The sequence below is a fragment of the Pseudoalteromonas sp. NZS127_1 genome, assembly GCF_015864295.1.
In the GTDB taxonomy this organism is placed as follows: domain Bacteria; phylum Pseudomonadota; class Gammaproteobacteria; order Enterobacterales; family Alteromonadaceae; genus Pseudoalteromonas; species Pseudoalteromonas arctica.
This window is the reverse complement of sequence record NZ_JADYXO010000001.1, coordinates 171,161-197,736: the sequence shown is the minus strand read 5'-3', so window position 1 is coordinate 197,736 and position 26,576 is coordinate 171,161. Positions and strand designations below refer to the sequence as shown.

Genomic DNA, 26,576 nt, shown 5'->3' with positions numbered 1-26,576 from the left:
TATTTGAGGTAATACATGACTCAGCTTTCTTCTCGTGCGCCTTTTGCTAATGCCATTCGCGCACTCAGTATGGATGCGGTACAGCAAGCAAATTCAGGGCATCCGGGCGCACCTATGGGTATGGCCGATATAGCCGAAGTACTGTGGAACGATTTTTTAAACCACAATCCAACCGATCCAAATTGGCCAAACCGAGACCGCTTTGTACTCAGTAACGGTCACGGATCTATGCTTATTTATTCTTTATTGCATTTAAGCGGGTACGAACTACCACTTAGCGAGCTTAAACAATTTAGACAAATGCATTCAAAAACCCCAGGTCACCCTGAATACGGTTATACCCCAGGTGTTGAAACAACCACAGGTCCGCTTGGCGCAGGTTTATCAAATGCCGTAGGTATGGCTATTGCCGAAAAAGCCCTAGCAGCACAATTTAACAAAGAGAGTTTTGATATTGTTGATCATTACACTTACTGTTTTATGGGTGATGGCTGTTTAATGGAAGGCATATCGCACGAAGCATGTTCGCTTGCAGGCACATTAGGCCTGGGTAAACTTATTGCTTTTTGGGATGATAACGGTATATCTATCGACGGACACGTTGAGGGCTGGTTTACCGACGACACCGCTAAACGCTTTGACGCTTACGGCTGGCATGTAATAAAAGATATAGACGGCCACGACCCAGAACAAATTGCCAGCGCCATTGCACAAGCCAAACTAGTGAGCGATAAACCTACCCTACTTTGTTGTAAAACCGTGATTGGTTTTGGCTCGCCAAATAAATCAGGCTCGCACGACTGCCATGGCTCGCCATTAGGCAATGACGAAATAACTGCTGCACGCAAATTTTTAAACCTCCCAAATAAAGCATTTAGTATCAGTGATGATATTTACGCCCATTGGGACGCTAAACAAAGCGGTGATAAAAAACAAAAACAATGGCAACAACTGTTTAGCGACTACACCAAAAGCCACCCAGAGCTTGCTAAAGAATTTGAGCGACGCGTAATTAAACGCACCCTGCCTGACAACTTTGAAGCTATTGCAAACAACTATATTGCACAGTGCAACAATGACGCCGCTAACATTGCCAGCCGAAAAGCCTCGCAAAACACCATTGAAGCCTTTGCCCCGCATTTACCAGAGTTACTGGGTGGCTCTGCCGATTTAGCCGGTTCTAACTTAACGCTGTGGTCTGGCTCCAAAGGCATAAGCGCAGATGACGCCAGCGGTAATTACCTGTTTTATGGCGTGCGCGAGTTTGGTATGAGCGGCATTATGAATGGCATATCACTGCACAGTGGTTTTATTAATTACGGTGCTACGTTTTTAATGTTTATGGAATACGCCCGTAACGCAGTAAGAATGTCGGCACTTATGGGTATTCAAAATATATTTGTGTATACCCACGACTCTATTGGCCAAGGTGAAGACGGTCCAACTCACCAACCTATTGAGCAACTAGCCAACCTACGTATGACGCCAAACCTAGTAACATGGCGCCCATGTGATGCAGTAGAAACTGCAGTATCGTGGAAAAACGCAATACAAAATCAGCATCAACCTACTGCGCTTATTTTTAGTCGCCAAGGGCTAAACCACCAGCCACGTAGCGCGCAGCAAATTAACGACATAGAAAAAGGCGGCTACATTCTTAGCGATAGCAGTAAAACGCCTGAGCTTATTTTAATTGCAACAGGCTCTGAGGTTGATTTAGCAATGCAAGCCGCTAAAGAGCTTACAGCACAAGGCGTTGCCGTGCGTGTGGTATCTATGCCAAGCACCACATTGTTCGACCTGCAATCAGACGATTACAAGCAAAGTGTATTACCAAACTCGGTTGTAAAGCGCATTGCAATCGAAACCTCACACCAAGATTACTGGCTTAAATATGTTGGCTTACAAGGCAAAGTAATTGGTATGAGCACCTTTGGTGAATCGGCGCCAGGTAACGTGCTATTAGCGCACTTTGGCTTTACAACCAAAAACCTAGTTAGCACCGCGCACGCGTTAATTAAAGCCAACGCTTAATATATTTAGTACGCGTAATGCGCTAAATAATCCAAACTTTATCCAATTAATGCGCTAAGTATCCCAATGCTTAGCGCATTTTTAAATTTAAGGAATATGATGAAATACTTACTATTAATTATGCTTTTTAGTGCAAGCACTAGTTTTAACGCATGGGCAAATGACGCTCAAAATGATGAACTAATGCTAACGATTTTTTTAAAGCACGACCAATCAAAAAGCCTCTCTGAAATAAAAGAAATACTCAACAACGCTAACTTTTACAAACATTTTCCGCCAGAGGGTGCAACGGTAGAATCTTGGAAAGTAATGATGGGCATAGGCCAAGTTGTTACCTTGCGCTTTCCAGCAGCGTTATTACCAAAAGTAAATTTATCGATTGAGCGCTATGGTTGGAAAGCCTACAGCACTGAGTTTTACCCAACTTACGATCTGTATCCAATCGTAAAAGAAGAAATTAAAAAAGCCAGAATGAACAATTAAAAGAGTAACCACCATGACAACTTCACTTGTTCCATACACACTAAGTAATGAAACAAACGATACTATTTCTATTATTAACTACGGTGCCCGGCTTACCAGCTGGGTTACCCATGTTGATAATAAAAAACGAAATATTATACTTGGCTATTCTAATATTAATGACTATTTAAACGATACGTTTTACTTAGGCGCGGTAGCCGGTCCTTATGCAAACAGGCTAAGTAACGCACAAGTACACATTGATGATAAAGCCTATGCGCTTAATAAAAACGAAGGAGTAAACCAACTCCACGGCGGTCAAAAAGCATTAAGCGACTTGTTTTGGCAGCTCGATTATCATCACAAAAATGCATTAAGTTTAAGTATTACCCTACCCGATGGTTACAACGGCTACCCAGGTAAAACCACATTTAATGTGCTGTACAGCTTTACCACTAACAGTAAAAACCAGAGTAATCTTGATATTAAATTTACAATTACCAGTAATAAAAAAACCATTGCAGGGCCAACAGCGCACCCATATTTTAATTTAAATGGCATTACTAACAGCGCACAAGGGCATATATTAAAATTGGCCGCAGCGCATTATACGCCCATAAATTCGCACGCAATTCCCACAGGCTTAATAGCCCCTGTAGCCAATACGCCTTTTGACTATACAAATGCGCGAGTGCTTAATAAAACCGATAAACTCGATCATAACTTTGTAACCGAACAAACACTTAACCTGCAAACCAATAAGCAACACGCTGAGCTTACAAGTGCTGATGAAAAGGTAATGCTGAGTGTGCTTTCTAACTACCCTGCCATTCAGGTGTATACAGGGCAGCATTTAAAAAGTCCTTTTAATGCACATGACGGTATTTGCCTAGAGCCGCAATTTTGCCCCGACAGCCCAAATACCCCACACTTCCCATTTAGCTATTTAACACCACAAGTGCCTTTGCAAACGCATATTAGTTACTGCTTAACTAACTTGAAATCTTAATAATAAACCTATCAAAAATAGCTATTTTAAGCGCTTAAAACCAAAAAAGGATCGCTATTAAGCGATCCTTTACGGGAGATTAAATGTTTTTTACTATTATAAATCGCTTACAAAGCTTTTAAGTTTTAACTCACGGTCAATTAATAATGGGTAATCGGTGCGCCCTTGCATTGGCCAATCGTTACGCCAAGTGCCTGCATCGCTTATACCCCAAAATGTTACGCGGCTTACTTTATCGTCATGCTTTTTAAGTATGTTAAATACGGCTTTATAACGCTCGCCCAACTGGGTATTTACTTCACTCGGTAAACCATTCGGGTATGGATTAAAGCGCTCTTGCAAGGCAATATCTAACGAAATGTCAGCGCCTTGTTCTTCACCTTCAGGGAACGGTAAAACCGAAATATCAAGCTCGGTTATCATTACATCAATACCTGTTGCTGCGTATGCCACAATAGAGTCTTCCATTAACGAAAGCTCTGGGTTATCAAGCGAATAATGCGCTTGCATACCAATACCATCTATTTCAATGCCTTTGCTTTGTAAATTTTTAATAAGCGCAATTGCACCGGCTCTTTTTTCTGGCTTATACAAGTTGTAGTCGTTGTAATACAGCTTGGCATTAGGCGCTGCCTGCTTAGCGTATTTAAACGCGTATTCTATAAAGTCGTCACCAATAATGGTGCTCCATTTAGATTCACGCAGTGTGCCGTCTTCGTTAAGTGCTTCGTTTACAACGTCCCATGCAAAAATACGGTTTTTATAACGCCCTGCAACAGCATTAATATGGTTTTGCATACGCTTAAGTAATGCGTCGCGGGTAAGCGGTTCGCCCTGCTCGTCTTCAAAAACCCAATCAGGCGTTTGCGAATGCCACACTAATGTATGCCCAACTAACTCTTGGTTGTTCTCTTGTGCGTACTTAACTAACGCATCAGCGGCTTCAAAATCATACGTTTCAAGCTCTGGGTGTATACGCTCCCACTTCATAGAATTTTCTGGCGTAAAGGTATTAAATTGCGCTTTAGCTACGTTTAAATCTTCAGGCAAAGCTCCTAATACTTGGTCGCGGCTAATTGCTGTACCAATTTTAAAATGATCTTTAAATTGCGCTTTAAGCGTTAATTGCTCCGGCGCTTTTTGTGCTTTTAGTGTCGGTTTACTTTGCTCTGCTGAGCCATTACAGCCAAGTGCAAGGCTCGACATTCCTAATAAAATAGCAATCGTTAGTTTATTTTTATGCATGATGTACCTGTTGTGTGTTTTTTAGTGTGCAAGGTAAACTTAACACCATATAGTCTTTTTGACAACAACGTTTTATTAAAATAGACTGAACAAAAATAACACAGTACACATTCCTTAATTGCATACCTAACTAGCAAGATAACTAGTAAATAAATTAGCAAGGACACACATGAAAAACACAACAAACACCTTATCACTAAAAGCCGCAGCCATTTTTGCATTAACGGTCGCATTAACTGCTGCATTAACTTCTGCATCACCTGTTAGCGCAGCAGATAAACCCAAGCAACTTACCTCATCTATAGTGAGCCAAAAAGACGCGCACATCACTCACTACGAAGGCGGTGATTTTCATACCTACTTTTATGGCGATACATCACTCACCAAAGGCGCTATTACCGGCGTCGCGGTTATTAAACCTAATAACGAAATACACCCTGCCCACCAGCATCCTGATGAAGAATACTTAATGATTCTTGAGGGCTCAGGCACCTGGACACTTAATGGTAAAAGCCAACCAGCACTCACCGGGGATATTTTATTTGCAGCCCCTAATGACCTACACGGCATTTATAACAACGGCGATGTGCCACTTAAGTTTGTGATAGTGAGGTATCAGGCTAAGTAATTTTGGATGGCTTTTTTCAGTTTTTAGTGAAATAGATTAAGTGAATTATGCACAAAGAGGTTAAGAGACGCTTCGCTTTTAGAGGAAAAAATAGCCTGATATAAGATCAGGCTATTTTTTAATTAAAACGAAATATCGTCATCTTTTACTTCTGGAGTTGACTGTCTGTACTGCGGTTGTTGAATTGGCGTTAAGAGTTTATCTATTCTAGTTTCATTTTCTAACACGTATTCAACCCCATCTTGCGTTAATTTATAGCCATACCACTCATTACCATTAAAATCTGAATCAAGTACTTTCTCAATTAAACGCATTCGTTCTAGTTTTATTAAAGCTATAGTACTTTTATGTGGCTCTGAACTATTAGACAAACTGAAAGCTGAAATACTGTCGTTGTCTGTTGCTGTTGAAAGTAAGTTGCAAAGAATAATGAGCATAGACTCTGTTACAACGTGTTGAGGGAGAGATTTTTTGTATTCAGTTGTACCAGCTGATTGACGTAGATCGTCTTTAAATTGGCTATGGAAACTACCTAACTTATCTATTTGCTTTAAAAACCTGGTACATGCTGAATTTACTGCCGATTCTAAATCATTATCTCTGCGAATAGGATCATAGTCGTTGATGTTTACACCCAATAAATCCGTCGGCATATAAAGCTCTTCATGCCTAGGCTTAAGAATAAAACAGCGCTCTTTGCCTAAGGCTCCAATAAATAATCCCAACTCAAATATTACGTTGTCTCGGACTGTAGGTTTAGGATTACTTCTCATTACAGTTAGATCTTCAGGGCAAAATATAAAAAGCGCAAAATCAACATTTTTTGCTTTATCGGTAAGTGATGTAAGAGTATCTCCACCTGAGTTAAATATCTTATCCCAAATTGTTACTTCAACTTTGCGGTCAAGACAAACATTACATGCACTAGCCACATCATAGCTTTCCGACGATGAACCAATAAATAGACGAGGTTTTTCCATGTTAATACAACCATTTTAAATAATTTATATCACGCTATACAGATACTTAATTTTGATGATTCGTATAGCTATTCATACAGAACTTATCTATCTCATTTAAGATATAAATAAATCCTGCTATTTATTCTTATATTAGTACAAAGTACTATAACGTATTGCTAGTTATAAGCTTTAAGTTATTTTTTCTTATCATGATGCTTTGAACTCGTCGGGCACTTCTCATTTTCTTCTCTTCGTGAAAATTTTCTAAAAAAAGCCGAGTATTTAAAAATATCCAGCTTTGATTACACTTTGCTTAACTTCATATGCAATCGTTTTATTAAAACGTCATCAAACAACCACAATAGGCAACGCTACTTAACTTGCTTCATTTTGAGTAAAACAATTAAAGCACACGCAAAAAAATAGTCTGTATAAAAATACAGACTATTTAATCTGGGGTTAATTACTTTTAGTTAAACTTATTATTCGACCAAGGTTACCGATACATCATCCACATAAAAGTCTGCAGTGAGTTCACTTGACTCAACATAAAGTAAAGCCGCGCTTTCCTGCGTTGTAATTGAATGTGTGTAAGTACCTGATAACTGTACCCAGTCGCCTGCTGCAACTGTTGTAACAGGTGTAAGCTCTAGGTACTCAGTGCTAGTGTGCTCTATTTGTAGCGTGAGTTTTATATCTGGTGAAACGGTACTGGTATCGTCAGATAACTTAACCCATGCAGATACGTTATAGGTTTTATCTGCTGTAAATAAGCCTTTTACATCCTTTTGTAACCCATTCCACGTTTCAGTTCGCCCTTGTACTAAAGCGCTATTATTGCCACTGTGGGCTTGGGTTGACTCTAAGGTTATGCTTGCACTGCCACGCGCTTGCCATGAATCAAGTCCGGCTTCAAAGTCGCCATTAGTTAACAGCTCTGATGAAGGTGCTGGTTGTACAACTTCAATTAGCTCTTTTAATGCATTAGCAAATCCTTGTAAGGCAGGCTTTGCAGTAAAGTCATTAAAAAATAACAGTGGCCATTCTGTTGTCGGCTCTGGCCAGTTTTGTAGCCAGCTATCCTCGTCAATTACGCCCCAAATAGTTATGCCACCGCGTTGATCTTCAGGTACAGTTTCTAGGTATGTTTTAACAATATCGTAGTAGTACTGCTTTTGCTCATCCGCTCTTTCACTGGTTAGGTAAGTTAGAGGAATGCCGCCTTCGTTGTTCATACGAACATCTAGCTCGGTAATTTTTACTTTAATTTTAGGGCGAATATCGACCACTTTTTGAAGATGTGCCTGAATGGTTGAAATGTCAGGGCTGTTAAGTGAAATATGAGATTGAAACCCTATACCATCAATAGGCACGCCGTTGTTTTGAAAATCGTTAACCATAGATATAACGGCATCTAATTTGTCGGCATTCCAAATCAGGTTGTAATCATTGTAGTATAAGTCGGCATCGGGGTCGGCCGCTCTTGCTGCTTTATAGGCTAATGGTAAAAATTCGGCTCCTATATTTTCAAACCATACAGATTCGTCGGCGCTGTCGTCAGTGGTTTTTTCACCACGGTATTTACCATTTTCCATAAACGCTTCGTTAACTACATCCCAGCTAACGACGGTATCGTTATCGCCTTCTTCTTCAAAATGAGTGGCAACTTGAGTGATGTGATTTTCCATCATGGTTATCCACGCGGCTTTATCACCTTGAAAACTTTGCATCCAAGGCGCAATTTGCGAGTGCCACACAAAAACATGGCCATGCACGGTGAGTGAGTTGTCTTTGGCGTAGTTAACTAGCTCATCAGAATTATCGTAAAAAAATTCGCCTTGGGTTGGTTGTAAATAGGTAGGCTTCATAATATTTTCAGCAGAGAGCTGATTAAAGTGTTGTTCAATAATCGTTTTAATCTCTGGTCTGTCTATTATGCTGTTACCAAAACCACCCGCTGGCACAGCCACACCAATATTAAAATTAGGTGCCAATGCTTTTAAACTTTGCGCTGTTACTTCGCTATATTGAACATCAGGTATTTCTTGTGCTGGTACATCGTCTAAAATAAAGCCTGAAAATTCGTCTAGGTATATAGACTTGTTAATATTCTCTTCTTTTGAAAAGTGAATTGCCAGCCTAATTAAAGAGTCAGCTTCGGCTGTTGCGGCTGTTAATGTAATTTTTTGCCACTCGCCTGTGAGTGTTTCTTTTACTAGGCTAAGTTGACCGTAATCTGGTGCGGGCGTTTGAATCCAAAAATCGGCACTGGTTCCCTCTTCACCTTTGGCCCAAACACTAAACTCGTAATTTTTACCACCGGTGATAGGAAGGTCTTCATAAGCTATTTCAATACCCCACGGGTTGTCACCCAGTGTATTAACGTTAACCTCAACTGCTTTTGTGCCTTGGTAAGTATTAACGCCTTCTTCGGATTCTATTACTTCTATAGTAGAAGTCGCGCTTGATTCTTGTGTTGGCCTAAATACCCAATTTCCGACGGGGGTTGTTTGCCCTGCAGTGTCTTCTTCAAACCCGCCATTTGTTATTTCAGCTGCTATTGGCGCTTCAGGCTCTGGAGTATCAGGGGCTACTACTTCCGGTATGGGTTCAGGCACCGGTGTATCTTTATTATTCCCCCCGCACGCCATTAAAAGTGACACTAAGGTCACTAATCCGGTGTTACGAAAAATCGATTTATTCATTTTTTATTCCTTAGACTAAAGCAATAAATGAGTCGCTTTTAAATTAGGTGCAGTAAAGCCATTTGAGTGAATAAAATATGATAAGAGTATTTCTACTGCATTATCAAAAACTATTATTCAATATGACTACAACTAATTAGAAAAACAAACAGTCATTTATGTTTATTATTTTAATATCTCTTCAAACGTTAATATTTACCTTGTACAAGGGTACATATATAAGCTTAAAATCATCGAGTTATAGTTAAGGCTTAAATTAAATTTTTATTGTTCTATATCGTGTGTGTGAATATACAATCATTAAATTAACCTAAAACCAACATTGTTATAGTCTATTTAACAATAAGGATCAAGGTTAAAATTTAACCCGCTTCATATTGCGTTTTCTTTGAGTATGAAAAAATAATTAAATAGAAGGTGTAAGTGATACTTGCGCTTGTATTACTTAGGTAAGATCAAGGTTTGCCAACTCATCGCTTAGTAAAGTGACTTTTATTTGCCCCTATGTGGAAATTTCCAAACAAAAAAAGCCGAGTATTTAAAAATAATCGGCTTTGACTACACAATGCGATTTACTGAACTACTTCAGCAATGGTTTTAATAACTGGCTTAGGGTTTAAATTACGATCCCATAGTAATGGGTAGTTTGTTCTGTTTGGGATTGGGTAGTCGTTTTTCCACGACATACCATCGTGTAACCCCCAAAAGGTTACGCGGTCTATTTTATCGCGTTTTGCATAAAACAGTTCAAACAAGGCTTTATAACGGGCGTTTAGTTGCGCTTCTACGTCGCTTGGCAAGCCATTTTTGTATGGGTCGAGGTAGGTTTCAAACTCTTCTAACTGAAACTGTGGTTTCATCATATCGGTGCCGGTAATCTGCCCTTCTTTTGTTAAAGGCAGCACGTCTATATCAAGCTCAGTGATCATCACTTTTATACCCAGCGCAGCGTAGGCGTCAATGGCTTGTTCAATATATTGCATTTTAGGAAAGTTAAGCCCCCAATGCGCTTGTATGCCAATGCCGTCGATTCGGATACCTTCTTTTTGCAACATTTTGATCATACGTATAATACCGTCTCTTTTTTCTGGTCGCCACGCATTAAAGTCGTTGTAGTAAAGCTCAGTATTAGGTGAATACTGCTGGGCGTATTTAAATGCGGCTTTTACCATGGTATCGCCATCACCTACGCGGTTAACCCACACAGTTGGGCGATAAGAGCCGTCATCAGCAATTACTTCGTTTACTACATCCCACGCATCTACTTTGTTTTTATAGCGCCCTGCTACCAGCTCTATGTGTTTGCGCATTTGCTCTAACTGCTCTGCTGGGGTATTTGGCTCATTTTTGCTATTTGTAAAAAACCAGTCAGGCGTTTGGTTATGCCACACTAAGGTGTGAGCTACGGTAAACATGTTATTTTGCTTGGCAAAATCTATAAACGCATCTGCACCACTAAAATCAACCTTACCTTTTTGCGGATAAATTACTTCTGCTTTCATGGCGTTTTCTAGGGTGACTGTATTAAATTGCTTAGCAATAATTGACTGCGCGGCTGCGTTTTTGCCTGTCACTATATCTTGGTTTACAGCAACCCCCATTTTAAATGAGTCTGCAAAGGTGTTTTTAAGGGCTGGGACTGGGGCTGGATCTTGGCCTTGTGCAGCATTTACGCTTAAAGACCCTGCAAGTAAAAGCAGGCCGAGTGTGTGTTTTTTATGCATGTGTGTGCTCCGTTGAATCGTTATTATTTTCAATAAATATCATACAACGAAAAAAATAAATGATATAGTCAAAATGACCATTAATTATAAATTAAACAAACCTGAGTAAACGTCCATGCTAAAAACACACAAAAAAACGCTAAGCTTAGTTGTATTAATGCTCTGCTTTAATAAAGCAGCGCTGGCACAACAACTTGAAAATACACCTTTGTTAAACGCTGTAAACAGCCAAAGCAATGAGCAGTCACCATTAATAAAAGGCGTTAAGCCCACACTTGTTAGTGACGAGCTTTTGTTTTTAGAAGGGCCTACGTGGTCAAGCCAAGACAATGCGTTTTATTTTTCAGAAATGAACTTTGCAAGCTCGCAAGCACTCGGCCCCGATTCGACCATTTATAAATTAGTGCTGCCCAATATCCTTACCACTTATTTAAAACACAGTGGTACAAACGGTTTGTATGCCAAAGGAGAGAGCCTCTATACGCTTAACCACAGTACGCAGTCGCTTTCTAAAATTAATATAAAAAGTAAAACTAATACCGTGGTAGTTAATGAATTTGATGGGCTAAGCTTTAGCTCGCCAAACGATATGACTATGCATAAAAATGGCGATATATTTTTTACCGATCCTAATTGGCAAATAGGCGAACGCACTCAGCAAATGCCTTATACTGGTGTGTATAAGTTAAGCAATACAGGCGTACTTAGTTTAATTGACGCTACTCTTGAAAAGCCCAACGGTGTTGCGCTCTCGCCCGATCAACGTACCCTTTATATTGGCGACTTTAGCAACCGTGTAAGCAAATACACTATTGATAAAAACGGTGAGATTTCACCGCGCGAAGACTTTATTAAAGTAACCTCGCCAGATGGTATAAAAGTAGACTCCGCTGGCAATATTTACGTAAGCAGTCACAAAAAAGGCGTTATTAATATTTACACGCCAAGTGGCGCGTTTATCGATAAAATTGAACTTGGCCCTAATGTAACCAACCTTGCGTTTGGTGGTAAAGACCGCAAAACATTATTAATAACTACCGCCAAGGGCTTGTTTACGCTTGATGTAAAAGTAGCGGGTTTGGCTAATTAGCTAAATTAGTTAAGCAACTTATTAAAGATAAAAGTTAGCTTACTCGTTATACATAAAAAACCGGTGTAACTTGGTTACACCGGTTTTTTATTATCTAGGTTTTGCTGCCTAAGCTTTTACTACTTAGTTTTTGCTACTTAGGCTTTTGCTGCTTAGGTATTGTTATTTTAATTAAACGTGTTGTTGTAAAACTTAAAGTTACCCGATACATGCAGCATAGCTAACATATATAACGAACCATTATAGTAACGGTAGTCACCCGTTGGTTGCGATAAAGACCAAAAGTCGTTAAAAAACTCATTTGCTTGCCCAGTGTTTGTTGAAGCAAGTAACGCTACTGCATTCGCGGCTTTTTGTCCTTCGCCTGCGCAGCCTTTGTTTTGCGCTCCACCGTACGAATACACTTGCTCGTAACAGTTTTTACTGTTGTTTGTTTTTGCATAACTTAAAAAGCCAAGTGCTTTATTAACTGCATTTTTATGCCACGCCTGAGCACCCATTAAGTGCGCGTCTAAGCCAACATTCATAATTACGCGCCATGCATCAAACTCATACCATTGACCTGGGTTTGCTTGGCCGTTAAAAATGTAACCAATAACAGGGCTGCCATCTAAGCGCGATAAAAATGTAGGTAAGTTCCAATGCGGATTATCATTCACTTTTGTAAAATGGTTTTTAAGTAAGGTTCTACTTTTTGTAGCCACTTGTCGCCAGTAATTTTTGTCGGCTTGATTAGTCACGTTATTTGCAAAGTAGTCGTAAAACGCAGGTATATGATAAGAAGGGTCTGTTAGGTTATCAATGTAAGGTGAAAAACGGATTATTTGGTTTTGCATCAGCTTGTTTTTAATTGTGTTTAACATAGTAATGGCATCAGCATAATAATCAAATTCGCCCGAATTACCCCAACGAGCTGACGCATTAAGTAGTGCAAAAGCAAAGTACTCTTCGCCATCAGGTGCCGGGCCTTCATCTACTTTATAAACAAAACCGTTTTGATTAAGCTTTAGTTTCCACGCGTAAACACCTTGTTTTTTTACATCAGGGTGATTGTCTGGATTTTTTTGATACGCTTTAGCAAAGCGCCATAAGTTATCAAATTCTTCTTGCTTGTAGAGCATAACAGCAGCAGTCATCCCCCATGATTGCCCTTCTGTTCTTATATCATCACCTTCGCCTGGGTTAATTGCTTTTATGTAGTGTGCTTTATAAACGCCATTTTCTGAGTATGGGTAATACAATTGCTGGGTATTATTACTTCCAAACATATTGTTAAAAGTACTATTTACCTTTTGTTGTATATTTGTTTTGCCCATTTCTTGTGCGAGGTTTCGGTAAGCGCCCGAGCTGTCGGCGCCTGCACTCGATGGATTATTGTTAAATGCAGCAATTGTTTGGTAGCTTATTAGTGTTAACAGTAAAGTTGTTATTTTAAAAAATACTTTCATGTTTATCCTCTTTATTTGAATTATATCAGCGTGCAAATTAAACATAGTCTTTTTGACCATTTGATCAAGCAATTCTCAAAGCTATTTGTTTATTTTATAAACTAAGTTAAATGAGTGAGGTGTTTACACAGTGCCTAAAATGCAAAAGGCCGCTTAAAAAAGCGGCCTTAGTGATGTAAATAATATTAAAAAGTACATTTATGAGTTATTCATTAATTACTGCTTTTTAACCCTTTACCTGTTGCAGCCCAATAAATACCGCCATAAATATGCTCGGTTAAAAACTCACTGTTATACACCGCATTAGTATGCCCAAGAGCGGTATAAAATGAGCGGCCGCCATCGTAATTGTGATACCACGAAATAGGATGAAACGATCCCATGCCTGAGCCTGTTTTGTTATTACCCCAATCGGCAGTTGGGTTATAACTTTGCTCATCAACAGTGAGTAAGTAGTTTAATTTAGTGAGCTCTGGCCCAAACTCGTACCACTCGTCAGTCCAAAGCATTTCCTGCGGCATATGGTTTAAGCCTATAAAGTTAGTATTAGGCACTTTGCTTAATACACCGGTTTGAATAACAGGATGAATGTTAAAGGTGCGCCCCACCAGCTTTTGATACCACGGCCAATCGTATTCGGTGTCTGATGCGCTATGAATACCCACAAAGCCTTTACCTGCTTTTACAAATCGCTCAAGCGCGGCTTGCTCTTTTGGGTTTAAAATATCGCCTGTGGTTGATAAAAACACTACTACATCAACATTTTTTAAGTAGTCGTCGTTAAAATAATGGCTTTCTTCGTGCCAAATTAAATTAAAAAAGTGCTTATCGGCTAAGCGTTCTAGCGCTTTAACGCCTTCGGTTTGCGACTTATGGTGCCACCCTGCAGTTTTTGTAAATAGCAGTACATTAAATTGCTTTTTAGGGAGAGTATCAAACCCTGTAGCATGACTTTTTTGCACTGTTGCCGTACTCAGCGCCAATACAAAAAAGCTTAATAGCCAACCTTTATATGCGAATCTAGGTAAAGAAAAAAACATAGTATTCCTATTTAAAATGAACAAACATATTGGCCGTTAGCCGCCCTGTTTGTGGACACGGTGAAATATCGGTAGCCGTATTAAGCAAACTTGTATGCAGCAAATACCCAGGAAACACAATAAGCCTATTTGGCTTATATTCTATGTGCTTATAGCATTCAAACTCACTGTGCTGTGGGGTGCAATAACTAGGTTTTGTGTTACTGCACTCAAGGATGTGTTGAGCATGCGTTAAATACGTGTTTTTGCGCTTTGTGCTTATTGTTTCAAACCCTGTTTTTTTATGCCTAAAAAACCCAGTGCCGCCGTGCGCTCCCTCCCCAAGGTAATGAATAATCGCAATTAAGTTAGGATCGTTTGTATCAAAGTGTGGCAAGGTTTGTATTGGTGATAGCTGCTGCTCCGTTTTAGTAATTAACGATAAGGTATTATCTTTTGGGTATGGGGTAAGTGTTTGCCCAATATTAAATACGTTATAAAACCCCTGTATAAGAGGCTTTAAGTAATCAACCACGCATTGCTTTGGCAACGGCATGCGTAAACCTGGGTATTGAGTGAGTTCGTCGGGCTTAAATTCGCCCTGATTTTGCGCATGATTTTGCGCATGATTTTCATCACTTAGGGCATCACTTTCATCAGCACTTTGTGCTAAGTTTATAAGTTTTTGCGGCTCACTAAGGTAGTCGTCAATTATAATAATTGGCGTTTGCTCCTGCCCTATAAACTCATATTGCGGCTGTAAGTTATTGCCAAGTGTTAGCATAAAACTTACTTAGCCTTGCAATAATGATTAATAAAATCAATGTGACTCGGTAAGCTGTTAGCCTTTTTAGCTACATGATTTTTTATTGATTCTAAAAAGCGTTTTAACTCATCATCGCTCATGCTATCTACAATGGGGTGATAATTTTGCGGCACTATCCCTTGCCCTAACATCACTTGTAACCACGATGCTTCGCCAAATAGCTCTTGCTCTGCTTTATAAACATGCCCACTTTGCTTAAATAGCTCAAGGCGTTTAGCAAGCGACTCTGGTATTGGCATGTTTTTACAGTAACGCCAAAAGTCGCTGTCGGTGCGCTGTGTTACATGGTAATGCAGCACAATAAAGTCGCGGATATTTTCCGCCTCAAAGCGCATTTTGTTATTAAAGTCATCTTGATAGCACGACTCAATTGCTTTGGTTGGCATGTTTTGCATTAATCTAATAATGCTTTGCTGAATTAAATGAATACTGGTTGATTCAAGCGGCTCTATAAAACCACTGGCTAAGCCAATAGCCACACAGTTTTTGTTCCAATGTTTACGTCGTGTACCGGTGCGATATTTTATAACGCGCGGCTCATTAATGGGTTTGCCTTCTACGTTATTAAGGAGCGCTGCTTTTGCCTCTTCATCGCTCATGTATTTACTACAAAATACTAAGCCATTACCACGGCGGCTTTGCAGTGGTATTTGCCACTGCCAACCACATTTATGCGCCATGGCGCGTGTGTATGGCACTATTGGACTTACTAATTCAGTTTGTACTGCTACTGCGCTGTCGCACGGCAGCCAATGGCTCCAATCTTCGTATCCGGTGTGTAGCGCTTGCTCTATTAATAAGCCTTTAAAGCCGGTGCAATCTATAAATAAATCGCCCTCAATAATTTGCCCATCACCCAAAGTAAGCGATTTTATAAAGCCATTAGAGGGCTCTAAGTTAACTTTGCTTATCATGCCTTCTATACGTTTAGCGCCGTTTTGCTGTGCAAACTTTCGTAAAAACTTAGCGTACAAACCTGCATCTAACTGATAAGCATGATTACGGTCTTGATTCGGCACTACGGCAAATTTACCTAAACGGCTTGCTACGTGCTCTGTGCAATAGTCGCCAATATCGGCTGCTACACCTTGCTGCATGCCTTTAAGCCAAAAATGCTGAAAACCCGCAGCCCAACAGCCTTGCCCCACATAACCAAACGAGTGAAAGTAGCTTTGTTGGTTTTGTTTCCAGCCCTCAAACGATATGCCTAATTTAAAGGTGGCGTTGGTGGCTGCCATAAATTCTGATTCACTAATTTTTAGTAAATCATGAAATATATGCAGCGTAGGGATAGTTGACTCACCGACTCCTACGGTCGGTATTAAATCAGATTCAACTAAGCACACTTCAATATTTTTACCTAGCAGCTTTGCCATTGCAGCGCTGCACATCCAACCGGCGGTGCCGCCACCTGCTATTACGATTTTTTTAATTGCATTTTGATTCATATTTCAAACCTTACAAGTACGCTTAGCGTCTTAATTTATTTTGTAATTCGGCTCTTAATTTACGCGCTGTTAGCTCATCCATTGGCTTTGCTAAAATAGACTGTGCAGGCGTTGATATGTGGGTAAATTCGTTATCGTCAAATACGTAGTAATTAAACAAACGTTGCCATGCTGCGCGCTCATGCTTTGGTAAATTACGTATGTTTAAAATAGCAAGGTGCAATGCATTAGTCGGTTGACCATAAACCGCTGGCGTATTTTTAAACCAATAATTAAACAGAATATTTAAACTGCCAAGCCCCTCTACTTGGTGCCACCACATACTGGGTAAAATAAGTGCATCGCCCGCCTCTAAGTCAACGGTAATTGCCGCTTTTATTGCCTGTTCAAACTTAGGAAACTGCTTAAAGTTAGGTGCAGTTGTGGTGGTTAAACTTATAGGCTGACCACCTGGTGCTTTATCAAGCGGGCCTACATATAAATTATCGATTTGATCGGGGGGAAATAAAGTAAAACGCCTTTTACCTGCAACGCAACACGCTAAATTTTGCGCTACGTCGTAATGTGCTGGCACGGTAACCTTACCGCCTGCCCACACATTAAATAAACAGCCTTCGCTTAACGCATTAACGTGGCAGTGATCAACCAAAGAAGGTAAGCATTGTGCAATGCTAGTAGAGCCAATGTATAGCGTATCTGCGTGTGGGTTATTTGCAGTTTGCGTTATTTGCTCAAGCGCGTTAATAAATGGCGCTTGCTGATTAGTAAAGTTAAAACCACTCATATCGTGGTTATACCCTACAACCCAATTTTGACTGGCGGCTATTGTGCAGGTATTAACTAAAAAACCTTCGTAAAACGGCGTTAAATAATCAATTGCTGCAGCATCAGATTTTTTAGCAGCAATAACTAGGGGCCATTCGCTTACAAACCCTTTTAGTACAATAGGCACAGGCGAGTTTAAAAGCTCCCTTGGTAACGTACTGGGAGTTAAACCACTGAGCGATTGAATTTTATTTACTAAATTTGCCATAGTTAAGCACTTACATCGCTTGCTTTTGTAGCATAAGTTGCTCGTTTTTAAGCGCCACTAAATCACGTACATGTACTTGCGATGCAATGACCATATATATACACGCTAAATACCCTTGTGAGTGAAGCTCTGCAATTGCCTCGCTACCTAGCTGGTTTAGCGAGTCTTCGTTTATGGTATAAAAACCGAGTAAGTTATGTTTAAGCCCGTTTACTAAATCAAGTTCTAGCGATACCGACTCAAGCAAACTATGTTTAATTAAGGTTTTAATAAAAGGCTGATTTTCTTGAAGGCCATGATGAAGGCTGTCGAGCACGTTTATTATATTTTCGAGGTAATCACTATTTCCGCCGTGTTCTAAAAAGAGGCTAATACCCTGCTTTGTTGACACTTTTGGTGAGTCTAAATCAATACTAAGCATGCGCTCTTGCGTTGCTACACCGTTTTGCATTGTATTTTGAGTCGCAATAGCAAAAGGCAGTCGCTGCATGCTGAGCGGAATGTAGTGTGCTTGCCATTGTTGGTTTACTAAAAATAAGTTTTCGTCTTTGTTTATACCGTATAAACACACCGGCGAAAATGTATTTGTTGCGTCATCTTTGGTAAAAAATATTGGGTAATGTGCTTGAGCGACTCTAAATTCGCTTACAAATGTTTCGCTGTACCAAACCCCGTCACCTAAGTGTGTGCCGCGTGCAGGGTTTATTTTTAAATGCTGATGCTCAACATTATTTAATAATGCATGATTGGCCATGGATTGTGTGCTCCAATTATTGTTATGTGCCTTTACTTACTACTACGCATACCTACTGCTGTGAAGTGAATGTAACAAATAAGTTAAATTCACATTGACTATAACAGGTGGGTATTATTATTACTAGATTAAAAAGAGCAAAAAAAAGCCGCATAATGCGGCTTTAAATAGGTAGATAATATTTATTAAAAATTATAACGAACACCTAAACCGTAGCGAGAGCCTGTTTGAGTGATGTTATAAATCAGCTCTTGCTTGCGCCCGTACGATGTTACGTACTCGTCAGTAATATTTATACCTTCAATAAATACGGTAAGCCCTTCTACTGCGGGTACTTCGTAACTTACGTTAAAGTCTATTTGGTAATATTCATCGGTATAAATTGGCGCAGTTAAATCGCCATTTACACGGCGCTCATTTAAAAACGAGTCGCGCCAGTTATATGCAATACGTGCTTGTAAGCCTTCTTTATCGTAAAAGAACACCACGTTTGCCGTATCACTTAACCCTACAAGTGCTTCTGTATCCTCTAATGAGTCGTTGTCGTATTCAAGTCCTGAGTCAACCATGGTGTAGTTAAAAATACCGCCAAAGCCTGACTCACCAAATAAGTGCTGAATATTAAATTCAAAGCCATCAATGGTGTATTCTTGGTCGCCATTTACAGGCACGTTTATTCTAAAGTTTACAGGTTCATCTGTTGCTGGGTCACCAACAATTGTGCCGCCGTCTAACTCGCCATTTTCATCAAAATTAGGCTGTACATTTGGATCATCAGCAAAGTTTTCAAAAATATATGTTCGAATAGCTAAGTTAGAAGCATCAGCACCAAGTGCACTTTGTGCTGCTTTGAACTTCTCACCGTTTAAAGGATCGGCAAGATTAAAAATATCCGAATCTATTGTGCCTGTTGTGATCCAATTGGTTACGTCTTTTTTAAAGTAACCAAACGAAATATAGCTACCTTCGCCGTAATACCATTCACTTGATAAGTCGTAGTTAATTGATTCAAGTGGTTTGAGTCCTGGATTACCAGAGCCACCCGAATAACCACTTAAACTACCGCCGGTATTAATAGTTGTTCCGCCTTGTAGCTGACCATAACCCGCTCTTGAAATAGTTTTGCTCGCCGCTGCGCGGATCATTACATCTTCAACTACTTCAATATTAAAGTTAATATTTGGCAGAAACTGGCTGTAGTCTGCCGATTGGCTTAGCGTTTCAATACCGGTAACACCCGTTACTGATGTGGCTGTATCTTCGTTCCATTCTACGCTGCTATAACCGGGTGCTGTTGCTTTAGAAAATACGTCTGTTTTTTCGTAGCGTAAGCCAATTTGTAGGTCGAAGAACATGCCGCTCAATTCGCCTTTATAATTTACTTGTGCAAAAGCAGACTGCGTTTTTTCTTCAGTAAAGCGGTTTGTTGCTGCATCCCAATCGGTTGAAGCACAAAATTGTCCTTCGCCATTTGGACCTGCCGCTGCGCCAGCCGCTGCTTTACAATCACCGTAAAGGTTATCTACGTTAGCAACAGGGTCAGCAAACTCGGCAGCATTTACAATCGCATCAAAGTCGGCAAAAAAGATTGTATTAAATAAATCGTATTCGCCTTGTGTTGCAGTGCCTTCAAAGTTACCCGCTTTAGCTTGAAACTTATCTAAAATAGTATCTTGGCGCCAATCAATATCAGCAAAGTCGCCCTCAACACCAACACCACCCCAATCTGGGCGTTGTACTTGGGTATGACGATAATGGTTATTTACTTTGTTAACCGCAACACCAAAGTCGATGCTTAGGTTGTCGTCAATGTAGTAGTCACCTGAGATTTGTGTTTGATCGATTTCTGAATCGTATTTATCATTTGCAAACCAGCTACCCGATAAGCGCATAGTGCTTGGGTTAAAGTTTTCGATGTTACCAATTGCAATACCGGGTAAATCGCCAGTTAAATCAAGCCCAGAGCGCGTACGTGTGTACGAAGGCAACTGAATATTGTTACGCGTACCGTGGCGTGGATCGGTTGCTTTCATAGAGGCTTTTGAACTGTGATGATCAAACTCTAGGTTAAGTTGATCCGACACTGCCCACTCTAGGTTAAAGCCTAATGAATCTGTTTTTTCTTCGCGGCCCCAAGAACCTACAGTAAGCGACGTATCGCGGTAGTCGGCATCACTTTGGATGTCATAAATTTCTGAGTAAATAAGTGGATACGCGTTAGGCTCTCCCGCCCAAACAGATTCACTTCTATCGCCAGCGTAGTTAAACCAAACTGAGGCGTCCGTATGCTGCTCTTCAATAGTTGTTTTAAAGCCAGTGTAATCAAGGGTTACTGTAATGTTTTCAACAGGCTGATATTGAAAAACTAGCTGCCCATTTATACGCTCACGTTGGCGCTCTTCAAACACATAACGTGGTTGTTGCGGGTTTGAATAAATACCTGATGTAGGTCTGTTTGTTCCGCCTTCTGCTCCTGCAGGTACGCCGCCCCATCCTGTATTTGTGTAATCAGATGCTCTGTAACCTTGATCTTGAATAAACTGTTGCATACCGCTTTCACGGTCTTGGTAACTACCCGATATCGAGATACCAAACTTGTCATCCCCAAATGTTTGCGAATATAAACCGCTTACCTCTGGTGTAATGCTGCCCTCATCGGTTGATTGATCGTCTACGGCTTTTACGCCAAACGATGCTTTTATACCTGGGCTATTTAAGGGTCTGTTTGTTGTTAAGTTTATAGTTGCGCCAATGCCACCTGAGGTAACACTTGCGTCTGATGTTTTATAAACTTGCACACCCGATACGCTTTCAGATGCGACATTTGCAAAATCAAATGTGCGGTCACCTGTTGTATTAGGAAGCTGACGACCATTAATAGTAATTAAGTTATTAGCAGGTCCAAATCCACGGACTGTTACGCGGCTACCTTCACCGCCGGCTCTATCAATTGATACGCCGGTAATACGTTGTAGCGATTCAGCAAGATTGGTATCAGGAAATTTCCCCATATCCTCAGCCGAAATTGCATCGACAATACCAGAAGAATCGCGTTTAACATCCATAGAGCGTTGCAATGAACCTCTAATGCCGGTTACTTGTATTATTTCTACATCTTCATCGACAACGGTTTCTGCAGCGTAGCTTTGGTGAGGAAGCGTAACCGACCCTATTGCAGCGAGTATGGCTGTTGAAATTATCTTTTTCTTAAACATCATGATGCCCTTTTTCTTATTTAATTATTATTGACGTACTGCAAGACTTTAAGAATTACTCGAAACATAATTGTAAACTATTTGTTTCATTTTACGGTCAATAAATAATTATTGTGTGTGTATGTTTTAAACGTTTTACAAAGACCACAACCAGTTTTAAACCTGTGCTACTTAACTAAAAAAACATTAAATATCAGCAAGTTTATGCTAATTCTTTGTGCTAATTTTTTACTTTAAAATATTTTCATTTTGTCATATGTCCTCAGCTTCCTCTTAAATCGACCATTTACAAATAAATTAATGGTCATATTGACTATATCTTTTTTATGCAAATAAAAGGCGTTGCAGTGCTCACGCAGATAATTTGCATTGTTTATAACTATTTTTATTAAGCGTGTTCATATGGGCTTATTGTTTGGATTTTTCCGTTTTCGTCGTGCTCAAGCTTAGCCATTTTCATACTGCGTAAATGGGTTTGCCCGCTAGATAACGTACTGTCGTGATAAAATAAAAACCAATCACCATTGTGCTTAACAATTGAGTGGTGCGTGGTCCAACCCAGTACTGGGTTTAAAATAACGCCCTGATAGGTAAATGGTCCGTACGGATTATCGCCCGTTGCATAGACAATTTTATGTGTATCACCCGTTGAATACGAAAAATAATAAACACCGTTGTGTTTGTGTACCCAAGGGCCTTCAAAAAAGCGGCGGTTGTTATCGCATACTGTAATTGGTAAGCCGCTCTCATCAAGTACAACAACCTCTTTTACGTCTTCGCTTAGGCTTATCATATCTTCAGATAATTTTGCTACGCGTGCTGGAATTGCAGCTTCACCATTTTTTGGATATGTACTTTCTTTGTTAAATTCGCTTGTTTGCCAATTTTGTAATTGGCCGCCCCACAAGCCACCAAAATATAAATAATAGCTTGAGTCGTCGTCTTCAAATACAGCTGGATCGATACTAAACGTGCCTTGAATGTAATCGTCTTCTGCTTTAAAGGGCCCTGTTGGGCTGTCACTTTTTGCAACGCCAATTCTGAAAATACCTTGCTGATCGCGTGCCGGAAAATAAAGGTAATACTGACCAAGTTTATGCGCTGCATCGGGTGCCCACATTTGCTTGCTTGCCCATTTTACGTCGTCTACACAAAGTGCTACGCCATGGTCTATGGCTTTGCCTGTGCTTTCGTCCAGCGAAAACACATGGTAGTCGCGCATTGCAAAGTGGTCGCCGTTATCATTAATTTCATTTTTTGATTCAATGTCGTGCGACGGGTAAATATACACAGTGCCGTTAAACACATGCGCAGACGGATCGGCGGTATACATGTGATCAACTAATACATTGTGATTTTGTATTAACGAGTTGGCTCGTTGTAAGTCTTTTAACTGTTTAAGTTCAGCGTCACTTAATCCATTAGATGGGGGTGCTGCTTGCGCTGTATTTTGCATTTTTACTCCTAGTATTGCCTGCCCAATTTACACTTTTAAAAGGTGAAAAATGGACTGCTAAATTAGTTTATGGTTTTGTTATCAGCCAGCTTCGTTTGAATGCGCTTTACTTCAGGCTCGGTAAGTTTGTAACGTGTTATAAAAATTAAACATGCCACGGTACAAATTACTGGAATACCAGCAAAGGCGAGTAAAATGCCTGATAACGTGTGTTCTGATTGCTCTTGATTTGGTACGTAGGCGTACCCTGATAATATCCAGCCTGCAATAGCACCGCCAATTGCAAAGCCTAGTTTTATTGCTAATAAATGACCCGAAAACGTAACTGCCGTTAATCTGCGGCCAATTTTTAATGCGCCGTAGTCAACCGTATCTGCCACCATCGAAAACATAATTGGGGTAATAATCATGTGGGCAAAGTTAGCAATAAAGTACACAATAAAAATGGTTACGATTGCGTCGCTCTCAAGTACGTAAAACATGCTGTGAGAAATAATTACGACCACTAAAGCGACAATGAAAAGTGTTTTCTTTTCAATAAATTTGGTTAAAAAGTTGGTAGATATAGCGCCCAATACTGAGCCAATTGCTGAGAGTGTTAAAAAGTTAGAAGTAAGCGAGGCTTCCCCTACGTAGTATTTAATATAATGCGGCGCTACTGAGGCTCTAACGCCAATTAAGATTAAAGTTGCTAGGCTTATAACGGCTATAACAACCCATTGATCGTTTTTAAATAGGCTTGAAAACTCAAGAAAGGCATTCTTTTTACTTTGCGCGGGTTTAACTTGTTTGGTTTCTTTGGTCATTTTAAAACACAGTAAAAAACACGCTGCGGCAAGTCCGCCTAAAAACACCATTGCTAGCGGGTAACCTACTACATCGTTGCCGTCGCCAAAAAAGGCAACCAGCTTAGGCAGTGCCCATACAATTACAAGCAGTGCTGCCATTGCCATTGCAAATCGGTATGACTGTAGCGATGCGCGCTCTTTAGGATCGTTTGTCATTACTGCGCCAAGTGCACCGTACGGTATATTAATGGCGGTATAACACGTCATTAATAGCCCGTAAGTTAAGTAGGCATATATAAGCTTGCCCGTAGAATCAAAATCTGGGGTTATAAATGCTAAGCAAGCAAACACACCGTACGGAACAGCTAAAAATAATATGTAAGGACGGTAAGAACCCCAACGGCTGCGCGTTCTATCGGCAATGCTGCCCATTATTGGGTCGGTAATACCATCAAATAAACGAACCGCTAAAAGTAGCGTACCCGCAGCAGCTGCAGATAAACCGTAAACATCGGTATAAAATATCAACATAAAGTTAGCGACCATTTGAAATACAATATTACTGGCTGTATCACCTAGGCCGTACCCTATTTTTTCTTTAATTGTGAGTGTGTGTTTTGTGTTGTTCATGTGTGCTCAATTTTCAATGTAAATCGATATAGTCAAAAATACTATATGCATTTTTAGCGCATGTAAACATTTATGTTACATTTTTAATCAACTGGTAATTTATTTAATACATGACGCTAATTTGGCGTTAAATTTACTAACATACAAAGGCATTAGCCGTTCAATAAAAAACCACTACTTGGCCAAAATAAAAAATGTGTGTTGATACATTAAATTAGGTACAGCAGAAATAGCAGTTAATTAAATAGATGTGATTGTTTTAGATAGGATTTATAAATGTTTTTTATTTGCGCTTTAAGCGCCTTTTATATACTCTTAATAGTCTTTATAACAATATGTATGTATAGCATTGGCTGAGTAATTTATGCACCATAAAACATCAAATATTTCTAACAATATTGACGAAGAATCGATTCCTGATGACTGCATTAGTAATCTAACCGTAGATAATATTGTATTTGCTATTCATGAAGGTAAGTTAAAAGTGCTGCTGGTTAAATATAATCGCGGTCTTGCAACAAGCCAATGGGGTTTAATTGGTCATTGGGTTCGTAAAGACGAAAACTTAGACCTTGCAGCTCTGCGTGTTGTTAAAAGTACCACCGGTGTTGAAAACCTTTATTTAGATCAGTTAGGTGCATTTGGTAACGTAGACCGCTACCCCGCTAGGCGTATTATTACTATTGTTTACTACTCGCTCGTGCGCTTTGAAGAAACCAATCTTGTGAGTGGCGATAACGCTGTAGAGTGTGAATGGTTTGATGTAAATAACGTCCCTAGTTTAATGTTTGACCACGCCGACATTTTAAAAAGTGGCCTTGATTACTTACGTTATAAAGTAAGGCACGAGCCTATCGGTTTTAGCTTACTCCCAGAAAAATTCACCCTGCTTGAGCTACAAGGAATTTACGAGTCGATTTTAAATAAGTCACTCGATAAGCCTAACTTCAGACGTAAGTTTCAAAAAATGAACTTATTAATAAACTGCAAAGAAAAACAAACCAACGTAGCCCACAGAGCTGCTACTTTGTACCGTTTTGACATAAACGTATATGAAAAATTAAGAGAGTTTGGTTTTACATTCGAGTTTTAAATAATTTAATTTTTTTTACCGTAAAATCAAATACACGTGTAGGTTAGCTGTACAACGTAATTTAAAAGCGTTTGCTAACCTACAGAACCTCAATGTATCAACATGAAAATTCGACTGTAATCTCTCCTAAACCTTCGTACTTTATTGATGTTTTTTTATTTATGTCTAATTGCATTAGACCGTTATAAGAGCCTGTAATAAAAATATGGCCTGCTTTTAATTCAAACCCATTTTCCGTTAAAAAGTTAATAGCCCAATATAAAGGAAGTTGCGGCAAACCTGCAGGATGCGTCCCCGCATAGCTTTGTAAATCTTCGCCCTGTTTAACATCAATATTTATATCACTGCTCTCATATGCTTTTTTAACGTCTACTTTAGGGCCTAAATATACACCTTGATTAGATAATCCATCGGCCAATTTTTCATAGTGTGTTGCTTGATAACCCTCTGGAAATCTGTTTTGAATAAGCTCCAACGCTAAATGGGCACTACCAATGGCATTATCTATATCCTCATTTTTATATTCTTCATAGCTTGCTAGGTCTTTGTTTAGCACAAATGCAATTTCTGGCTCAATGAGCGCTTTATTATTTTTTGTGAAAAGAGCACAACGTCCCATAGATTTAACCGGTGCATGCAAAAGTGGCGCGAGAGTAATCGTGCCATCACCTGATGGAAGCATACATTTCCAACCATACACTTTTTGGTTATTTAGCTTAATCATCAACTTCTGAACTGCTAAAACGTCGTCTATAGAATTAAGCGTTATATCTGATGATAAGTCAGGTATCGCAATGCCTTGCTCTCTTTTATTTAGTAAATGCTTAGCGATATGTTCAAGCAAGATTGAGTTATCCACTGTAGTTCCTTTTTTTGCTATTGAAAGTAATTTGCATAGCAATAATAACAGTGTTCTTGACAATTAAACATATGATGTTTAGATTTGTCGAACGTTATTCTTTTGCGAATTTACTTCTTGTTAAGTGAGTAAACTCTCAAAGGTTGAA

Annotated in this window: 20 protein-coding genes; 6 read left to right on the top strand and 14 right to left on the bottom strand. The window is 39.7% G+C overall.

The features are described 5' to 3' along the window. The first annotated feature begins 15 nt into the window (after positions 1 to 15). From tkt to I6F50_RS00745, 3 genes are all read left to right on the top strand, one after another. Positions 16 to 2,034: a transketolase gene (tkt, locus tag I6F50_RS00755; protein ID WP_197175067.1), complete on the top strand. Its 2,019-nt coding sequence runs from the start codon at positions 16 to 18 to the stop codon at positions 2,032 to 2,034. Between the two features lie 99 nt (positions 2,035 to 2,133). Then, positions 2,134 to 2,517: a hypothetical protein gene (locus I6F50_RS00750; RefSeq protein WP_197118749.1), complete on the top strand. Its 384-nt coding sequence runs from the start codon at positions 2,134 to 2,136 to the stop codon at positions 2,515 to 2,517. A gap of 13 nt (positions 2,518 to 2,530) precedes the next feature. Further along, positions 2,531 to 3,505 (top strand): aldose epimerase family protein, encoded by a 975-nt coding sequence (locus I6F50_RS00745; protein ID WP_197175065.1) that lies wholly within the window; start codon positions 2,531 to 2,533, stop codon positions 3,503 to 3,505. A 96-nt stretch (positions 3,506 to 3,601) separates the two neighbouring features. On the opposite strand, the gene I6F50_RS00740 is transcribed toward I6F50_RS00745, so the two are convergent. Continuing rightward, complete coding sequence (locus tag I6F50_RS00740; protein WP_197118751.1) at positions 3,602 to 4,750, bottom strand: endo-1,4-beta-xylanase; 1,149 nt, start codon at positions 4,748 to 4,750, stop codon at positions 3,602 to 3,604. A gap of 169 nt (positions 4,751 to 4,919) precedes the next feature. Between I6F50_RS00740 and I6F50_RS00735 the strand changes: the two genes are divergently transcribed. Continuing rightward, positions 4,920 to 5,378, top strand: coding sequence for a cupin domain-containing protein (locus tag I6F50_RS00735; RefSeq protein WP_197118752.1), 459 nt, complete (start codon positions 4,920 to 4,922; stop codon positions 5,376 to 5,378). Between the two features lie 122 nt (positions 5,379 to 5,500). Here I6F50_RS00735 and I6F50_RS00730 read toward each other — a convergent pair whose 3' ends face one another. From I6F50_RS00730 to I6F50_RS00720, 3 genes are all read right to left on the bottom strand, one after another. After that, positions 5,501 to 6,358, bottom strand: coding sequence for a TIR domain-containing protein (locus tag I6F50_RS00730; RefSeq protein ID WP_165727813.1), 858 nt, complete (start codon positions 6,356 to 6,358; stop codon positions 5,501 to 5,503). Between the two features lie 464 nt (positions 6,359 to 6,822). After that, a complete protein-coding gene (locus tag I6F50_RS00725) occupies positions 6,823 to 9,045 on the bottom strand; it encodes an endo-1,4-beta-xylanase (RefSeq protein WP_197175063.1) in 2,223 nt (740 codons plus the stop codon). 572 nt (positions 9,046 to 9,617) lie between these two features. Continuing rightward, complete coding sequence (locus I6F50_RS00720) at positions 9,618 to 10,769, bottom strand: endo-1,4-beta-xylanase (protein WP_197175061.1); 1,152 nt, start codon at positions 10,767 to 10,769, stop codon at positions 9,618 to 9,620. Between the two features lie 115 nt (positions 10,770 to 10,884). On the opposite strand from I6F50_RS00720, the gene I6F50_RS00715 reads away from it, so the two are divergent. Continuing rightward, positions 10,885 to 11,859: an SMP-30/gluconolactonase/LRE family protein gene (locus tag I6F50_RS00715; RefSeq protein ID WP_197175060.1), complete on the top strand. Its 975-nt coding sequence runs from the start codon at positions 10,885 to 10,887 to the stop codon at positions 11,857 to 11,859. Between the two features lie 167 nt (positions 11,860 to 12,026). Here the strand turns inward: I6F50_RS00715 and I6F50_RS00710 are convergent, their stop codons facing one another. The 9 genes from I6F50_RS00710 to I6F50_RS00670 form a co-directional block, all read right to left on the bottom strand. Continuing rightward, on the bottom strand, positions 12,027 to 13,307 hold the full coding sequence (locus tag I6F50_RS00710) for a glycosyl hydrolase family 8 (RefSeq protein WP_197175058.1): 1,281 nt from the start codon (positions 13,305 to 13,307) through the stop codon (positions 12,027 to 12,029). Between the two features lie 212 nt (positions 13,308 to 13,519). Continuing rightward, a complete protein-coding gene (locus tag I6F50_RS00705; RefSeq protein ID WP_197175056.1) occupies positions 13,520 to 14,347 on the bottom strand; it encodes a ThuA domain-containing protein in 828 nt (275 codons plus the stop codon). A gap of 7 nt (positions 14,348 to 14,354) precedes the next feature. Then, positions 14,355 to 15,110, bottom strand: a complete 756-nt coding sequence (locus tag I6F50_RS00700) for a DUF6445 family protein (RefSeq protein WP_197175054.1) — start codon at positions 15,108 to 15,110, stop codon at positions 14,355 to 14,357. Between the two features lie 5 nt (positions 15,111 to 15,115). Further along, positions 15,116 to 16,600 carry a tryptophan halogenase family protein gene (locus tag I6F50_RS00695; RefSeq protein WP_197175052.1) on the bottom strand — a complete coding sequence of 495 codons (1,485 nt, stop codon included), beginning with the start codon at positions 16,598 to 16,600 and terminating at the stop codon, positions 15,116 to 15,118. A 22-nt stretch (positions 16,601 to 16,622) separates the two neighbouring features. Next, entirely contained in the window at positions 16,623 to 17,633 is a 1,011-nt protein-coding gene (locus tag I6F50_RS00690; RefSeq protein ID WP_197175050.1) for a cupin-like domain-containing protein, read from the bottom strand. Between the two features lie 10 nt (positions 17,634 to 17,643). Next, positions 17,644 to 18,387, bottom strand: coding sequence for a SapC family protein (locus I6F50_RS00685; RefSeq protein WP_197118761.1), 744 nt, complete (start codon positions 18,385 to 18,387; stop codon positions 17,644 to 17,646). A 185-nt stretch (positions 18,388 to 18,572) separates the two neighbouring features. Beyond that, positions 18,573 to 21,602, bottom strand: coding sequence for a TonB-dependent receptor (locus tag I6F50_RS00680; RefSeq protein ID WP_197175049.1), 3,030 nt, complete (start codon positions 21,600 to 21,602; stop codon positions 18,573 to 18,575). Positions 21,603 to 21,990: 388 nt separating this feature from the next. After that, entirely contained in the window at positions 21,991 to 23,058 is a 1,068-nt protein-coding gene (locus tag I6F50_RS00675) for a glycoside hydrolase family 43 protein (protein WP_197118762.1), read from the bottom strand. Positions 23,059 to 23,120: 62 nt separating this feature from the next. Next, positions 23,121 to 24,476, bottom strand: a complete 1,356-nt coding sequence (locus tag I6F50_RS00670; RefSeq protein ID WP_197175046.1) for an MFS transporter — start codon at positions 24,474 to 24,476, stop codon at positions 23,121 to 23,123. A gap of 364 nt (positions 24,477 to 24,840) precedes the next feature. On the opposite strand from I6F50_RS00670, the gene I6F50_RS00665 reads away from it, so the two are divergent. After that, a complete protein-coding gene (locus tag I6F50_RS00665; RefSeq protein ID WP_166419481.1) occupies positions 24,841 to 25,569 on the top strand; it encodes an NUDIX domain-containing protein in 729 nt (242 codons plus the stop codon). 97 nt (positions 25,570 to 25,666) lie between these two features. Here I6F50_RS00665 and I6F50_RS00660 read toward each other — a convergent pair whose 3' ends face one another. After that, a complete protein-coding gene (locus tag I6F50_RS00660) occupies positions 25,667 to 26,428 on the bottom strand; it encodes a 2-keto-4-pentenoate hydratase (RefSeq protein ID WP_197175044.1) in 762 nt (253 codons plus the stop codon). Between the last annotated feature and the right edge of the window lie 148 nt (positions 26,429 to 26,576).

Coding starts and splice junctions, on each gene's coding strand:
- tkt (WP_197175067.1), top strand. CDS start 16: ATGACTCAGCTTTCTTCTCGTGCGCCTTTTGCTAATGCCATTCGCGCA.
- I6F50_RS00750 (WP_197118749.1), top strand. CDS start 2,134: ATGAAATACTTACTATTAATTATGCTTTTTAGTGCAAGCACTAGTTTT.
- I6F50_RS00745 (WP_197175065.1), top strand. CDS start 2,531: ATGACAACTTCACTTGTTCCATACACACTAAGTAATGAAACAAACGAT.
- I6F50_RS00740 (WP_197118751.1), bottom strand. CDS start 4,750: ATGCATAAAAATAAACTAACGATTGCTATTTTATTAGGAATGTCGAGC.
- I6F50_RS00735 (WP_197118752.1), top strand. CDS start 4,920: ATGAAAAACACAACAAACACCTTATCACTAAAAGCCGCAGCCATTTTT.
- I6F50_RS00730 (WP_165727813.1), bottom strand. CDS start 6,358: ATGGAAAAACCTCGTCTATTTATTGGTTCATCGTCGGAAAGCTATGAT.
- I6F50_RS00725 (WP_197175063.1), bottom strand. CDS start 9,045: ATGAATAAATCGATTTTTCGTAACACCGGATTAGTGACCTTAGTGTCA.
- I6F50_RS00720 (WP_197175061.1), bottom strand. CDS start 10,769: ATGCATAAAAAACACACACTCGGCCTGCTTTTACTTGCAGGGTCTTTA.
- I6F50_RS00715 (WP_197175060.1), top strand. CDS start 10,885: ATGCTAAAAACACACAAAAAAACGCTAAGCTTAGTTGTATTAATGCTC.
- I6F50_RS00710 (WP_197175058.1), bottom strand. CDS start 13,307: ATGAAAGTATTTTTTAAAATAACAACTTTACTGTTAACACTAATAAGC.
- I6F50_RS00705 (WP_197175056.1), bottom strand. CDS start 14,347: ATGTTTTTTTCTTTACCTAGATTCGCATATAAAGGTTGGCTATTAAGC.
- I6F50_RS00700 (WP_197175054.1), bottom strand. CDS start 15,110: ATGCTAACACTTGGCAATAACTTACAGCCGCAATATGAGTTTATAGGG.
- I6F50_RS00695 (WP_197175052.1), bottom strand. CDS start 16,600: ATGAATCAAAATGCAATTAAAAAAATCGTAATAGCAGGTGGCGGCACC.
- I6F50_RS00690 (WP_197175050.1), bottom strand. CDS start 17,633: ATGGCAAATTTAGTAAATAAAATTCAATCGCTCAGTGGTTTAACTCCC.
- I6F50_RS00685 (WP_197118761.1), bottom strand. CDS start 18,387: ATGGCCAATCATGCATTATTAAATAATGTTGAGCATCAGCATTTAAAA.
- I6F50_RS00680 (WP_197175049.1), bottom strand. CDS start 21,602: ATGTTTAAGAAAAAGATAATTTCAACAGCCATACTCGCTGCAATAGGG.
- I6F50_RS00675 (WP_197118762.1), bottom strand. CDS start 23,058: ATGCAAAATACAGCGCAAGCAGCACCCCCATCTAATGGATTAAGTGAC.
- I6F50_RS00670 (WP_197175046.1), bottom strand. CDS start 24,476: ATGAACAACACAAAACACACACTCACAATTAAAGAAAAAATAGGGTAC.
- I6F50_RS00665 (WP_166419481.1), top strand. CDS start 24,841: ATGCACCATAAAACATCAAATATTTCTAACAATATTGACGAAGAATCG.